The sequence below is a fragment of the Vibrio sp. C8 genome, from assembly GCF_054051265.1.
In genome coordinates, this window is sequence record NZ_JBPAOE010000003.1 from 1 (window position 1) to 15,660 (window position 15,660).

Genomic DNA, 15,660 nt, shown 5'->3' on the forward strand with positions numbered 1-15,660 from the left:
AAGCTTTAGTTGCAGCTAAAGCCTGGGTCTCACATTACCCGAAACTGGTCGATTAAGAGGGATAATTTCCCATACAAGCGTTTAAGACAGATTCCCAACGCATGGCATTTTTTATTCCGTCGTTGGGTTTTGTGTTTACGGTGCAACGGTTTAGGTTAGGTGGTAACGTTGCTCACGACTTAACGCGGCTATATGCGAAGAGATAATAATGAAAAAAGGCACAGATTTTGAGCTTCTAGTGAAGGCTATTTATGAGGAAATTCTGTCGTTAGATAGTGTAGAAAACACTGTTATTGAACATGATCTCAAAATTTCGGGTAAGTCTGGTGTCTCGCATCAAATCGATGTTTATTGGGAGTTTGTGCGAGCAGGAATTAAGCACCGAGTCGCAGTTGAGTGCAAAGATTACAAGGGTAAAGTGTCAATTGGCAAAATTCGAGACTTTAATGATGCTCTGAATGATATTGGTAATGTAAATGGTATTTTCGTTACTAGCAGTGCTTACCAATCGGGGGCAATTGAGTATGCCAAGCATTGTGGTATTTCTTTAATGTGTGTAAGTGAGCCGTCTGCTCATGATTTGAGAACGATTGATGGAATTAGAACTCTGGTTGTAAATGGTAACGCACTTTGCATATCAAATATCCAAATGCAACCCTATCTAGACGCTGAATGGGTGCTAAATAATACAGACATCACCGAGGAAACTTTGCTTACTTTTGATGGTATGACGGATGCGATAAAGGTAGTAGACAAAGATTATAACTTGCTAGGAACTATACTGGATTTCGAAAATAAGCTGCCTAGAAAACCGGAAAATACGAAGGGCTTAATCTATGAATACAATTTTGATGATGCGTATTTTCATGTTCCTGACTGTGGCTTTCCACCTTTGAAACTTAAAAAGTTGAAGTTTGGCTATGACACTATTACTTATACGACAAGAAGTGAAACTCATTTTGAACATATTGCACAAGCTATTATTAAAAATGTAGTGACTGGAGAACATCACTTTTATAATCACGGTGTGGAAGTTACTGAACGTAAGTAACTTTTAGTACGCATATAACAAACGTTCAAGGAATCAACATACTTTTTTTAATCTGGAAGTACTCTTTTAGATCATCAAGTCTAACAAGGTTCTGTCCAAAAATAAGTCAGAACATAACTGAGTATTGTCGATAAAAGGTGTGGTAAGGGGGGACTAGGATCACCCCAAGGATATAAACTTTATTGTTCCTGCACAGTCGGAAGTCACCATTAAGATGAAATCCAGCCTTGAAATCTTGGGTTATTCAACTGAATAATTTGGGCTGGAGAATTAGCTTAGCATTGCTGAACGTCAGTTATTGTATTGAGACAATAAAGTTTGCCCGTAAGCAATAAAGTTCGCCCGTAGCGCACAACTCATTGTTTCAGTTGATAGCGTTTTGAAGGCTGTTAAGCCAATACCCTGATCAGATCTGGGTAAGACCTACACCTTACGGGCAAACTCTATTGTCATTCGTCTAGCCTTAACGGGAAGACTTTATTGTTCCTGCACATGAACCACCGAAGTTACGAACACAACAGCAATTCCTTAGACAGCATATGTGAAAGAACAATAAGGTTGCCACTAATAACCAGTAAAAATACAAAATAGCTTGCCCGTTAGGGGTGACTTTTATTCAGATCTGCGCAAAGTATCGATTGATAGCTTTCAACATTCAACTTATCGAAACAATGAGGTGTGAGCTACGGGCAATCTTTATTGTTTTAACACAGTTATAGGTGGTTTCATTAAGGTGAAATCCAGCCTTGAAATCTTGGGTTATTCGCCTGAACAATTTGGGCAGATATTGAACTGAGTATTACTGATAAGCTGGTCTGGAAGTCGTCATTAAGATGAAATCTAGCCGTAAAATATTGGGTTATTCACCTGAATAATTTGGTCAGTTTAACTAGGTATTGTCGAGAAAAGGTTTCGAAAGCAATAGTGCTTTCACACAATATAGTTTGTAACCTTGGGGTGATCCTAGTCACTCCTTATTGTTCCAAAATCAGGCTGGCGAGCAATTGCAATGTAATCAGCATGGTCGGGGGCAGATTAAAACTTTAATCTGAAGCCGAAAAATCAGTAACTTTGTGCTAAATATAATTAAATTTAACTAGATCTTATTCAAGTTAATCAACAAGGTATTTAGATACTCATTTTCTTCATTATTTGTCGAAAATCATTAGTATATAAAGTTGAATAGAGAGTTTTCTATGAATTAAATAGTAATAAGTTTAAAAATAAATGAGATTTCGTGGGGGGGGTACGTCATATTTGAAATTTTTAATTGACTTTTGTTTAAATTTCCACTTAAATAAAATTGAGTTTTACATAGGTACATCTTGTATAGTTCACAAGAGATAGCTTCTCTGCTATATGTCGCAAGCGAAAGCAGCAATATATTAGTTTGTTAAATACAAATTTTGTTTATTTATATTTTTTAACACTAACCGTTATAACCTACCTACTGCGACAAACATAACATTTGGCTTCATAACGTTTGGTGTTAAATTAACATGGATAGACAAAATGCCAAGGCCAACGCCTCCGAAATCTACAGAAAATTTAATTGCAACAAATATAGATGAGTTTCGTTCAAAATTTTCAACAGTCATTACAGAAAATTTTAATCAACAAGAGTTAGATCTTTTTGTCGATCACACTAGAGAGTGTTTGACCCGACTTGGTCCTCCTCCAAAGAAACATATAGTTCAGGAAATTGTGGCACAGTTATTGAACTTGAAAAACTTTACTACTTGTCGCTACCACGCATCAGATGAATACAAGCTAATGAATGGAGAGCTGCTTGAGCATTATCTTCAAAATTCAGATTGTTTTCGTAGCCTCACGGTTGAGATTTCGCACAAACAAAAACTTACGTTTAGCTATCCTCTAGCAACATTCTCGGCTGAATTTCTAGGTACAGAAATTAAGTTTTTGATTACGCAAGTATTTGCAACAGCAACAAATGTGGTTACAACTACATTTATCGTTACTCCTGTTAATCTCCCTGAAACAACTCATTTTGATTGTGTATTTAAAAATAAATTGCACTGTAGCCTGCTGCAAACTCTCACGGAGACGTTTACCTCATTTTTATCTAGTAACCTAACCCTACGGGGTGATTTATCAATCGAGCAAAAATTTTTGAATGCAAAAATATTGATAGACCGTGCAGCTAAAGACATGCTTGAATTCAAACAAAATCAATATGCTAATTCGAAGAAAGCTATCTATGCTGCTATCGAACCAAATATTGAATATGCGGATTTTTTTGAATATCTATTAAAGCATTACACCACATTTGAATACAATGAAATACAGGTAAACAAAGAGTACAAATTTGGTTGTTTTAAAGATCATTCGTCCCCTATTTTTGAGAAATCGACGGATTTTGAGGTCATAATTGAAACAGCATTAGATCTTGTAAATACACTGATTTCATTTGCAAAATCTAAAAATTGTTATACAAAACTTTGTGAACTTGCTTTATCTGATCTCAAACCAGATAAAAAGTTTATAAAAAATAATTATATCAAGAGTCGAATGATTAGGAAAAAATATCCAGATAGAATGAAAAAAGATTATACGTTATCAAAAATTGCTTATAGAGTGAAAGAAAGGTCAAAAGGTTATATTTAGCATTAATGATACTTCATATTTAAATTTAAAGATTGTCAGAAAAACTCTTGGCAGTATTGTTCTGTATGCTGCCATATTTATTTCTTGATTACATAATTATTTCCGTAAGGTTTTAATAATAGTAAGCGCATTTTGAAGAGATGCATAATTCAACTGGTGATGGTTGAGTGCTAGAGCGTAATAAAGCGGTTTTGCTTGCGTCTGAAAGCTAGAGCCAGACTATGATTTCTCAAACTAACCATATTGACAAACTGATCGTTGCTCGTCATATCAGTGATTATGCTCTTTCTAAAAAACTTAACCCTAAATTTGGTGGTAGCCAGAGCAAATATCATTATTGTATTACAAATTTACAGATGGGAAGGCATCTCATTCTTAATACTCTGAATAGTAACTGAGAAAGAACTTTTTGCATTTATTTGCAAACAAGTCTATATCAAAAATTGTAAATTATAACTATAGTTAAAGTTTACAAGTCAAAGTTATTCACCTATTAGTTATTAGACATCTTAAAATAGACCTTTTTTGCTAAACACCTTAAATTAGACATTTCATAAGTAAGAGAGCTTTATATGATGATTCGAGCTTATTTACGTGCATCGACAGATAAACAAGACGCTAGTCGATCAAAAGATGAATTAAAGACTTTTGCTGAGCGTCACAATCAACGAATTGCGGGTTTTTATCAAGAGAATGTGAGTGGGACTACTTCTGAGCGCCCGGAGTTGAATCGATTACTAGATGATTCTGAGGAAGGGGATGTCTTACTCTTGGAAAAAATGGATCGTTTGACTCGTTTACCTTTCAATTTGTGGCAAGGATTAAAGTCCTCAATAAAAGCAAAAGGCGTGCAGATAGTAGTTGCAGATCAGCCAATGACTCATCAAGCATTAATCACATCGCCGGATGATTCTATATCGGCAATACAGCAAGCGTTAACAAATTTTATGATCGATCTATCGGCAGCAATCGCAAGAGATGACTATGAAACTCGTTATAAGAGGACTCAACAAGGCATTCAAAAAGCCAAAAGTTTAGGCAGATACAAAGGTCGACCAGTTGATGAGAACACTACAATAAAATGTAAGACAGTACAGTTGTTAGTAACAAATGGGGAAACAATCACATCTGCCTGCAAGGCGCAATCAGTTAGTCGCGCTACTTATTACAATTGGCTAAAAATGGCAGGGTAGGCCGCTTAGTAGCAAAGTAGATATATACAGCCCTTCAAGGCCTGTATTTCTAGTTTTATGCAAATACTATTCAATCGTTAATTGTACCGTAAACCGCTTTGCCATACTGCGACACTCAAAATGACCGCTAAAGCCTATTGCGGTAGTTTTTTGAGATGTTTTTATGTCCGCACTAGCCTTTTGCCATTCTTGGAAGTTGAATCTCTATTTATGGAAGTACATTTGTCGAGTATGGAAGTTGAACTTCTGACTTTGGAAGAGGTTTTTTTTCGAGGTAGTAGGGATTTCTTGCAAGAGCGTGTCAGTTTCAAGGATCGCTCCTTATATTAAAATTATAACTCTATAATAGTTATAACAGTTATAATAGTTATAGCATAATTTTTGTAACATTAATAGACCAAAGATTGGATCATTTTTAATGACTATTCCTGATTTTTGCTTCATTTAGCGTCGTTTTACTTAATTTTCAAGTATTTTAGCATTAAGCGCTTAGACTGGTTGTTCTAATCGATGTTTATCGTTGTGAGTAATTGTGCTGCATAAGCATTCACTTTTAGGCTCTTAAGAATTAGAAAACAGCGTAGTTGTTTTCTTTTTACTTTCTCATGGAAGCAGGTCGAATCATCAGGTTGAAAAGTCTAGTTCGCTTCAGATTCAGACGACGAAAATTCTAACGGCATAAGGATAATAGTGGAAGGTATAGCAGTGATATTTAGTACTTTCGCCCCAATGATTACTTTCTGAGGTTATCGTTCATGAATCAGTCAAGTCATTCCTCCCAGTCAGAACTCTGGTTCTATCGTAGGCCAGAGCTGGCAATTCAAATGAGTAATATGTGTCAAGATACTTTGTTTTCAAGAATCGCGTATTTTGGAGAACCTAGGATAGGTAAATCGCACTTCTTTCTTAACGAGTTGAAGCCGATGCTGATACAAGACGGTATGAAACCTATCTATATCAGCATGCAGGGAAATGCCCCACATGTTGAATTAACAAAGCAACTTTCTATAGTACTCGATGAGCTTGAAAACGATGGAGTTCATGAGCTGTCTATACACAGTGGTATTATTAAACAGTACAAAGAAAATCTGTTCGCCGACATGGCACTAGAATCTCAGCCAAGAGCGGCGACAAGCATAGAACTTTCGAACATCAAATTGTATCTCAATTCGTTAGTTGAAGTCGTTGGAAGCCCAAAAATAGTTTTAGTTCTTGATGACTTCCAGCACCTTTCTACATCATCTTCTTTTGATAATTTCATTTATGCTTTGCGAACTCAGTTCGATAAATATGGCTCTCGTATAACGGTAATCTTTATAGGTTCAAGTCGTGTGCAGTCACTGTTTGAGGACGACCAGGCTGCATTTTATCAGTCAGCTCAGGTTAAAGAATTTCCGGATATCGATGAAGGATTCGTAGATTATTGTTCCAACAGGCTTAAGGGTACATACAATATTCATATCAAAAGACAGGTGTTGTTGGAGTTCTGGACTGAGATAAACCACTCGCCATATTGGATGATTAAACTTATGCATGAGATGGTTGAAAATCAGAGAGATTTTGTACAGGCGATTGCACGTATTAGAGAAGAAGTTAAGGCAGAAAAGCGATGATAAAGTTCTATCGTTCAAGTCTCTTTTTGAAATTTTCAAGTTCGTTCTTAGCCAGAACGACCGGACAACACTTGGCGATATAAATACGTCTAGCTCACACAGTTCATTGCTTGTACTCACTTGTCTGTGTGCAGGGAAATCAAGATCATACTTAAAAACCGATTCCTCAGTTTGACTATCGACTCGATTTTTAAGGTTTGGTGCTCTTAGGCTTTTGTTAATGAGTGCATCAACTCTACCAGTTTCAATCAACTCCTGATAACGGTAGAAAGTGTCACGCGATACGCCCATAACCATAAAGGCTCTAGATACATGCCAGAAATTCAGAGGCTGTAGCAGACTGCCTCCCTGAAACAAGGTATAACAACTCTTGGCGATTGAAAGAGTATTAGCGGGAGCTATGAGTTTGTTTTGGTTTTATAAGGGCTTTTTTATATTTATATGATATAACGATAATATCAAACTTACTAATTAGCTGATTTATAAGTCTTTGTATGGCAAGAATGTACCCTTCATATGGCCCTAAAACTAATGATAGTAGAATTGCAGAGCCACTAGTTTATCAACTACTCCAAGAACAGTTGGATGATAGTTTTCATGTTATCCACAGTATTCCCTGGCTTTCTTCGTTTGTGATGGAGTATCACCAATCTCACAGCCCAATTGGTGAAATAGATTTTTTAGTTCTTCATGAGTCTCTAGGTATATTGGCAATAGAAGTAAAAGGCGGGCGGTTGAAGCATGGTATTCAAGGGTTTTACTATTCAAAGACTTCAGTACATACAGTCTCTGAAATTGACCCTGTGAGCCAGCTTAATCGAGGTATTTTTGCTATACAAAAGTGGCTATCTGAACAAAATATTAAAGTGAAAATTGGTAGGGCTTATTATTTCCCCGAGTCAGAGACAACTCCGAATAGCCTACCTCCAGCATTTACTGATCCTACTTATAACAATTACAAGGTCAACCTGACTTTGGATATCAGAGATCATTCGTCTGTTCAAAAGCGCATTATTGAGATAATGAGCTATCACAAATACCACCTTAAAGCTCAAAACTTAGGCCCTGATGTCGTGAAGGCGCTGATAGAAAAAATAGTTCCTACGGCTGACTATTCGCCATGTTGGTTGTCAAGGATCAGCCATGATAACTATTTGTGGTTGAGGCTGACGGATGAACAAAATGAGGCCGTTTCGAGAGCGGTAACGTCCACGCGATTTCTCGTTAATGGTTGGCCAGGGAGCGGTAAGACCCTTGTTGCGATTCAAGCTGCGCGAGTTCTATGCGATGAAGGTCAAAAAGTATTGGTAGTTACATTCAACACACTCTTGTCGAAAAAGATCGCTGAAGAGTTAGAAGATTACTCAACTTGTCAAGTGAACAACGTCCACTCTCTTTGCCGAGAAGCACATAAGTTCTTAGGAAAGGAAACGGAGATAAGAAACCAAGACTGGGTAAACATAGGTGCTTATCAAGATTTACTAGAGGCGACTGAATTAGGTTATCTAAAAGGTTTTGATTGCCTAATTGTTGATGAAGGACAAGTAATATGTGACGTAGCATGGCGAGCATTGGTTTCTGCCTTTGAAAACAAGAAAATCGTAGTTATGTGTGATGCGTTTCAAGCATTTGATTACGAAAAAAGAATAAGCCTTAGTGACCTATCAATAATTACCAATACCGAGCCTTATACACTTACAACGAGCCTTAGAATCCCTAAGCTGGTATGTGAACGGTTAAAGCTATTCAACCAACCTACCTATTCTGTCGTAAACCCACGGAGCAGAGAAAATGACACGCTTGCGGAGCTAGTAGTCAGTGAGCCTAATACGGCGTTAAAACAAATAGTTGATGAACTAATCTCCGATGGTATACCTCACCGCTATATTACAGTGTTGACTCCATTCTCTATGGCAGTACCAAATGGACTGGTACCCCAAGGTATTAGCGTGGAGAATATTGGTAAATATCGCGGACTTGAAAAACCTATTGTAATAGTACTTTCTCATCCGAGAATGACTGATGTTGACTTCTTTTGTTCATATTCACGTGCTACATCGAAATGCATTTCGATTTTAGATGCAGTAGAAGTGCAGAGGGGAGCATATGCTAGTCTCGGTATTAATTTATATGAAAACAAAAAGCATGTGATAGATCAGCAGGCTCAATGTTCTTTTAGCTCCAAAATTATTGAAGATGCAAACTTAAGCTACTGTCAGGTAACTAAGAATATCCCTATTTATTGGTGTGAATCTTGGGCTTGCTATGTACTAAAAGATAGTGAAAATGAATCCTTTAGGCTACTACTAGAATGTTATTTAAGTACGACTGAGACACAGCAGGTATTAAGCTGGGGACAGCATGACATAAGAACAGTATCTTTAATCAACGGAGCCGCTTCAGAACTCTACGCCCCGATCGAGAATGGTTACCTTGAGCTTGTCAATTGCCCAAGTTGCAACATGCTATCACCCAAAAAAATACACGGCTTTGGCGAGAAGAAATGTTACAAGTGCGAGAGCAATAATAGTAGAGACTATGATTTTGAGAGAAGAGTATCTCAAGCTACTGACGTGATCATTCATCATGACAAGTACACAAGAGAGCAATTGCTTGAATTAGAACCAGCACTTTTATCCACCTTTTTGTTTTGCAAGTATAAGGGGAGCTGGGATAACAAAGCCCTTTTAACTGCATTATCGGCTGCGGGGAAAAATGCCAATAGGATATCTGTCATGTTTCTTGCTGTGTATGTATGGATGCAACATTCCAGAGGCAATGACAGGATCTCAATAGGGGATGCATCGAAGGTTACTTTTAACTGGAACAATCAAATTAAGAATAAAGGGTATCAGTCATGGCAAGGTTATATAAACCATGCTGTAAAAATACTCGAAGACAGTCTTTTTTTGGAAAAGTTAGGAAAAGGACAACGTCGAATTCTATCCAAATCTCTTTCAATAAATCGATTGAGTTAGAGCATTGTCTATTTGTGACTAGATTTCAAGTGGTTTAGTCTGGATGCAATCTGTCATCTTCCAAAACACGGTGTGACTAAATCTGACTGATTCCTCTAAGTTATTTTTGCCCCTTTCTGTGTTTAAAGCAATGTAGCACGCGTTTACTGACCCAAAATTTGACCAAATTTATCTAATGCATCAATATGTGTTTACTTGATTATCCATGTTAAAGGGTTGTCTCTACTGATTCAGTGGTAATTCATTACAGAAGCTTAAGAATTGAAGATACCTTCCAGAACAATTTGTTTGTAGTTTGATGGAAATAGGGGCAAGAAAGTAGCTTACCCCTGATAATTTAGATTACACGTCAGCGCCGCCTAAAACCTTATCTAGTTGCATTTCTGTCAAAACTCGGTCTTGGATAGGTTGTTTAACTGTATTAATTTCATCAACTCCCCAAACTAAGCCGACTGCTGTGCGTGTTGGACGTTTGCCTTTAGGCATGTCAGCTAGCGCTAAATAGGCATCTACGACCATTTGTGGATTAGGGGCTTGATCGCTCTGCATAAATTTACCGAATTCCTCAAACATAACGGTGGGAACATTTGCTAATTCACCGTAGCTGTCCAGTATGTCTGTGCGTGTAGGTTGCTGTCCTGATGCACTTAAACCGGTAGGGAATGGGCCTGGTTGTATTATTGCGATATCGATGCCGAATGGTGCCACTTCGTAACGCAAACCTTGGAGATAGCCTTCCAAAGCATGTTTGGTTGCAGCGTAGGTAGAGAAGTATGGCGCTGAAATTTGGCCGACCATGGATGATGTGTTGATGATCAGACCTGACTTGGCTTCACGCATCGCTGGTAAAACAGCCTGAATAGTACGCATAGCGCCATAGTAGTTTGTTTCCATCTGCTCGCGAGCTTGGGCAATACTAAATGCTTCTGTAATCCCGAGGTACATTACACCAGCATTATTTAGCAAAATATCAATTTTTCCCGCTTTATCTAGCACGCTTGCAATAGCGGTTTTGACAGATTCGTCATTGGTAACATCCATATCAACAACATGTATAAAATCACGATATGCTTCCAACTCTGCTTTAACTACAGCGTTCTTGCCTTCTGGACCACGCATTGTAGCGAACACTTGGTAGCCTTTATCTGCAAAATCTTTTACTGATTTTTGGCCAAATCCACTGCTGCTTCCAGTGATAACTATACTTTTTTTTGCATCGCTCATTTTTCTTTCCTATTCGGTTTGATAATTAAATACCGGCTGGTACAATAAGCGCTAATGAATAGCCTGTCAAATTAAAATACCGGATGGTACTAAATGAGTTCGATTGAAATTAGGCCTTTAAGAGGGCGTCCCAAGACCTTAGATCGTGATCATGTTTTAGATGTGGCGATGGATTCTTATTGGAAAGATGACATAGGAAATTTGTCCATTAATGAAATTTGCAGAAGAGCTGGTGTATCTAAACCAGGCCTTTACCGAGAATTTTCTAACGAAGATGGATTGATGAAAGCTGTTCTTATTAGGTATCAAGAGCAAGTGTTAGATCCAGTCCAGAAGATGCTGAATAGTAAAATGCCATTTCGAGAAGTTCTTGATAATCTTGTGTCATTTGCGTCTTCAGCCAGTTGTAATCATGAGTCTCCAAATGGCTGTCTTTTTATAAAAATGCGTGAATCACGAATCCACTTGGGTGAAGAAACACGAGCGCAACTAGATCTTCTTGAAGAGCAGGGATTAATTGCTTTTAGAAAATGGGTGGAGCGTTCAAAGGCCAAGGGGGAGCTTTCTGTTAACATGTCGCCGGAGTTCGCTGCTACTTATATTGATTCGCAGCTAAGCAATGCTTCGTCACAGCTTGCTCGCGGTGTGCATCCTGCAACGGTTAAAAAGATACTATTAGTCGCTTTTTCGATTCTGAGATGACCATTACAGCCAGTTGTGTTCCTGTGAAAAGAATATGTTTTTCATCAGAGATATTAAAGAGAGCTTTTTTTGCTCAACCGCAGGACACATTTTTTCATTCAATCGACTTTTGGAGGCCAAACCGAGGTTCACTCACGTTTTGGATTGACGAAGAAGCGATAACTGAGTGGAAACAAACTAAACAGGATAGACGTGGTAGACCGCGTTTGTTTAGTGACCTAGCTATCACAACTGCTCTTATGGTAAAGCGCATCTTTTCCTTACCTTTAAGGGCGCTACAAGATTTTATCATTGGCAAATGTTCCATTGATTTGTCCCCACTATACCTGCATACGTCGCCGAGCTAAGGATGTCGAGGGGTGTTTTAAAACTTCTTCACGAGGCATTATTCAGCACCTAGCCATTGATGCAACTGGACTCAAGATATACGGTTAGGACGAATGGAAAGTGAAAAAACATGGAACCGATGGTAAGCGTCGAGTCTGGCGTAAACTCCATCTTGCTGTTGATACCAATACTCATGAAATTATCGCGGCTGAGCTGACATTATCAGGTTTGACAGATGCGGAAGTACTCCCCAATCTACTCAAACAAACACACTGAGCCATCAATGAGATATCGGGAGATGGTGCATGCGATACAAGAAAATGCCATAGGGCAATTAGGGTTAAGAAAGCGATAGCTTTAATCACTCCGCGTGAGGACGCAGCCTTCTGAGAAAAGGGACATACACGCAATCTAGCGGTTGGTTGCCAGAAACTCTATGGGTCAAACAAAAAGTGGAAACAGAAGTATGGTTACCACAGGCGTTCATTGTCTGAAACCTCCAAATATCGGGTTAAGCAGTTAATTGGCGCATCACTCACTCTTCATAATTACAACTCACAAGTTGGGGATGGGGAGAGTTACGCCATGATTAAAGCGTTGAACAAGCTTACTGGACTAAGTATGTTCGAAACTTAGCATATCGTTTAAAAGATAGCCTATTCAGGCAGCGTTAACTCTTAAACTGAATTCGGTAACAAGGCCATAGGATTGCTCTATTTTCGTCATTACTTTCCTACAAGTTTATTATCACTAGAGTAAACAATTTTATGACAGTTTTTAGTTTTTAGAAAATATTACGCTTACCTCATTTTGTCCAAGTACTTGTTGTAGCTGGCTAGGGTCTTCGATGTGACCAATACGAGTATATGCATATGATGTATCAAAATCCTTATAGAAAATAACTATAGTTCGATTACCCCAAAGCATGAGATCGCCATTATGGATACGTTTTGGGCGATGTTCATCAGTTGATATTGATTTCGGTAGTTGGGCATGCTTTTCATTATTATTCAGGTCATCCATGTTGAGAGTCAATGGTAACATGGCTGAAAATTCACTAGCTGCCGGTGCTTTGATTAAGCTGGCTTTAAAACGATGATTTCCAATGGTAATCCACATATACGAATGCTCCGATTGAGTTACGATGTGTTTAGCTGAGATTGGATCTGTTACTAGCTGGGCAGCATAGCTGCTACTTAGTGCTAAGCATAATAGCAATAATAGGCTAGCTAGTTTGATCAACGTTAAGTGCAACCTAGGCACTATTATGCCGAAGGTGCTTATTTCTTTGGTGTTAATAGAAAAATTATTCATAACAGTGGTTACTCCATCAATTTTATTATTTCTATAAACAGGTCGATTTTACTGTGCTTGTATGCGTGATGCTTTCAGTGCAAGAAAAGCACCCATTAACAGTACAATTGCGCTAGCCATAAAAGTACTTTGGTAGCCCTCTGCATCAAAGAGCACCCCTCCAACCGTCGATCCTAACGCGATAGACATTTGAACAACCGCAACCATCAAACCACCGCCAGCTTCCGCGTTATCAGGCATCGCCTTTGCTACCCAAGTCCACCATGCTACAGGAGCAGCAGTAGCGACTAAACCCCATAGCGAGAGTAAGATTGCCACAATGAACACATTACTTCCGAATGGAATTAATGTTATGGCAATCATGGCCATAAGGAAGGGAATACCGATAAGCAAAGCATATAACGTTTTTTTAAGAAATGTGCTAATAATGAGTGTGCCAATAAGCCCTGAAAAACCGATAGCAAGTAATAAAAGAGACAATGTAGAGACACTGGTATGTGTCACGGTTTCAAGGAAAGGTCTTAAGTAAGTAAATAGCGCAAATTGGCCCATAAAAAAAGCGCCGCAGCCTGCCATACCAAGGGCAACGTTACGGTTTTTTAATGTGCTTAAAATATGCCTAGGTCCTGATGATTTTGTTTCTGCTTTCATTGCTGGTAAGGCTAACCATTGCCATATGAAGGTGATTAGTGCGATAGGGATTATTGCTAGAAAAGCACCACGCCACCCAACAATAAATCCTAAATAACTCCCTAGCGGTGCGGCAATGACGGTTGCCATCGCATTGCCACCATTAAAAATAGCAAGAGCTTTCGGGACTTTTTCAGGGGGTACTAATCGAATCGCCATTGCGGCTGACATTGACCAGAATCCACCAATGACGACGCCGATGAGTCCACGGCCCAACATATAAGTCATATAGTTAGGAGCTAAAGCTATAATAGCGCCAGATATTCCCATTAAAAAAGTAAGTGTTAAGAGTAATATCTTGCGATCAATGCTACCGATAAAAGCAGGCAATAATAGGCTAGTCAGTACAGCAAAGGTACCAGAAATTGCAATACCTTGTCCTGCCATTCCTTCCGTTATGTGTAAGTCGTTTGCAATTAGTGTTAGCAAACTAACAGGCATAAATTCGGATGCGATAAGTGTGAATACACATAAAGACATGGCAAATACGCCACTCCAATGAGCTTTGTGTGTCGTGGTGCACTTATCCGTTGAGTCAGGAAATGAACCACCAGAGGTCGTCGTTGATTTCATAAGTTCGTTTATTTAGCCTTGGTTTTATAGAAGTGCCTTATGTACTTAAACAACGCACCTGACTTAAAAGCCGTATTCAATTAATGAGTTAATAAGGGCAAAAGAACGATCTTATGCCCAGACCTCTATATAGCGATAAAATGCTAACTATTGATTAAGCTAGATGTTGCGTGAAGAAACTAGTGAGCTTGTCAAATGGAATAACATCCATTTGATCATATAAATCAATGTGGCTAGCACCGGGAATAATCATTAACTCCTTTGGCTCAGCAGCATTCTCATAGGCCGTTTTAGCCATATAAAGTGAATGAGCTTTTGCACCATGAATGAATAAAACCGGACGAGGTGAGATTTCATTTATGTAGGTCAATATTGGCATATTCATAAAGGATAGTGGTGTCGTTTGCGACCAAGCATTACCTGAGTTAACCGCACGTGGATGATATCCGCGTGGTGTCATGTAATACTCATGGTAATCAAGCATAAATTGAGGCTCTCCACCTTTTAATACGTTGTAAGGTGCTTGATAAGCTGGCGTGCCATTTTTGACATCTTCCCAACGTTGCTGGTTTAGCTGTTCGAGTGCTTGTGTGCGCTGATCTAGAGTGACACTGTCGTTATAACCTTTAGACATCACTCGAGTCATATCATACATAGTGCTAGCGACCACAGCTTTGACACGTTTGTCGGAGGCCGACGCATTTAATGCCATCCCCCCCCAACCACATATGCCTATCATCCCGATACGATCACGATCCACATTTGTTTGCACTCCAATGCAATCTATCGCCGCGCTAAAGTCTTCTGTATTGATATCAGGTGATGCAATGTTACGCGGCTCACCACCACTTTCACCGGTGTAAGACGGGTCAAAGGCAAGCGTAACAAAACCACGCTCAGCCATTGTTTGAGCGTAAAGACCTGACGATTGTTCTTTCACTGCACCAAAAGGGCCACCAACCACAATCGCTGGCAATTGACCTTCAGCCTCTTTGGGTTGGTAAAGATCGGCTGCGAGGGTAATACCATAGCGATTTTTAAAAGTGACTTTTTTATGAATGACCTTATCACTTTTTGTAAATTTTTTGTCCCATTCATCGCTTAACTTTAGTGATGGTTGAGCAAAAGCTTGAGTTGAAACGATCGAGCCTACACCTAAAGCAATAGCGCCGGCTCCAGCCATTTTCATCATATTTCTACGACCTTCATTGACTTCATTTCTTTGAGAAATAACGTTGGCGTTTTCAGTGGCTTTGTCCATGGTTTTCTCCTGATAAATTGACCGAGTATTACAGAGTACATGTTGTGTAAAGCGTCTAAACATTTGGTCGATATGAATCTTTTCGACCCGTGTTATAGGCATTCATATT

The 15,660-nt window shown here is 38.8% G+C and carries 10 protein-coding genes and 2 pseudogenes; 7 read left to right on the forward strand and 5 right to left on the reverse strand.

Features of this window, described 5'->3' with window-relative positions:
- Window positions 1-208: 208 nt before the first annotated feature.
- The 4 genes from ACRQQK_RS01650 (at window position 209) to ACRQQK_RS01665 (ending at window position 6,482) form a co-directional block, all read left to right on the forward strand.
- Entirely contained in the window at window positions 209-1,051 is an 843-nt protein-coding gene (locus ACRQQK_RS01650) for a restriction endonuclease (protein WP_457509748.1), read from the forward strand.
- Window positions 1,052-2,563: 1,512 nt separating this feature from the next.
- A complete protein-coding gene (locus ACRQQK_RS01655; RefSeq protein ID WP_457509750.1) occupies window positions 2,564-3,676 on the forward strand; it encodes a hypothetical protein in 1,113 nt (370 codons plus the stop codon).
- A gap of 575 nt (window positions 3,677-4,251) precedes the next feature.
- Window positions 4,252-4,869 (forward strand): recombinase family protein, encoded by a 618-nt coding sequence (locus tag ACRQQK_RS01660; protein ID WP_457509892.1) that lies wholly within the window; start codon window positions 4,252-4,254, stop codon window positions 4,867-4,869.
- Window positions 4,870-5,624: 755 nt separating this feature from the next.
- Complete coding sequence (locus tag ACRQQK_RS01665) at window positions 5,625-6,482, forward strand: hypothetical protein (protein WP_457509752.1); 858 nt, start codon at window positions 5,625-5,627, stop codon at window positions 6,480-6,482.
- Window positions 6,483-6,495: 13 nt separating this feature from the next.
- Here ACRQQK_RS01665 and ACRQQK_RS01670 read toward each other — a convergent pair.
- Window positions 6,496-6,839: pseudogene (locus ACRQQK_RS01670) on the reverse strand (helix-turn-helix domain-containing protein); the annotation flags it as partial.
- A 137-nt stretch (window positions 6,840-6,976) separates the two neighbouring features.
- On the opposite strand from ACRQQK_RS01670, the gene ACRQQK_RS01675 reads away from it, so the two are divergent.
- Complete coding sequence (locus ACRQQK_RS01675) at window positions 6,977-9,460, forward strand: DEAD/DEAH box helicase family protein (RefSeq protein ID WP_457509754.1); 2,484 nt, start codon at window positions 6,977-6,979, stop codon at window positions 9,458-9,460.
- A 342-nt stretch (window positions 9,461-9,802) separates the two neighbouring features.
- Here the strand turns inward: ACRQQK_RS01675 and ACRQQK_RS01680 are convergent, their stop codons facing one another.
- Window positions 9,803-10,684: an SDR family oxidoreductase gene (locus ACRQQK_RS01680; protein ID WP_457509756.1), complete on the reverse strand. Its 882-nt coding sequence runs from the start codon at window positions 10,682-10,684 to the stop codon at window positions 9,803-9,805.
- A 93-nt stretch (window positions 10,685-10,777) separates the two neighbouring features.
- Here ACRQQK_RS01680 and ACRQQK_RS01685 point away from each other — a divergent pair, with 93 nt between their 5' ends.
- Window positions 10,778-11,386: a TetR/AcrR family transcriptional regulator gene (locus ACRQQK_RS01685; RefSeq protein WP_102964477.1), complete on the forward strand. Its 609-nt coding sequence runs from the start codon at window positions 10,778-10,780 to the stop codon at window positions 11,384-11,386.
- Between the two features lie 101 nt (window positions 11,387-11,487).
- Window positions 11,488-12,349 (forward strand): annotated as a pseudogene (locus tag ACRQQK_RS01690) (IS5 family transposase).
- A 141-nt stretch (window positions 12,350-12,490) separates the two neighbouring features.
- On the opposite strand, the gene ACRQQK_RS01695 reads toward ACRQQK_RS01690, so the two are convergent.
- The 3 genes from ACRQQK_RS01695 to ACRQQK_RS01705 form a co-directional block, all read right to left on the reverse strand.
- Window positions 12,491-13,027, reverse strand: a complete 537-nt coding sequence (locus ACRQQK_RS01695; RefSeq protein ID WP_170963371.1) for a cyclophilin-like fold protein — start codon at window positions 13,025-13,027, stop codon at window positions 12,491-12,493.
- 48 nt (window positions 13,028-13,075) lie between these two features.
- Window positions 13,076-14,290 carry an MFS transporter gene (locus ACRQQK_RS01700; protein WP_457509759.1) on the reverse strand — a complete coding sequence of 405 codons (1,215 nt, stop codon included), beginning with the start codon at window positions 14,288-14,290 and terminating at the stop codon, window positions 13,076-13,078.
- A 154-nt stretch (window positions 14,291-14,444) separates the two neighbouring features.
- Complete coding sequence (locus ACRQQK_RS01705) at window positions 14,445-15,551, reverse strand: CocE/NonD family hydrolase (protein WP_102964479.1); 1,107 nt, start codon at window positions 15,549-15,551, stop codon at window positions 14,445-14,447.
- Between the last annotated feature and the right edge of the window lie 109 nt (window positions 15,552-15,660).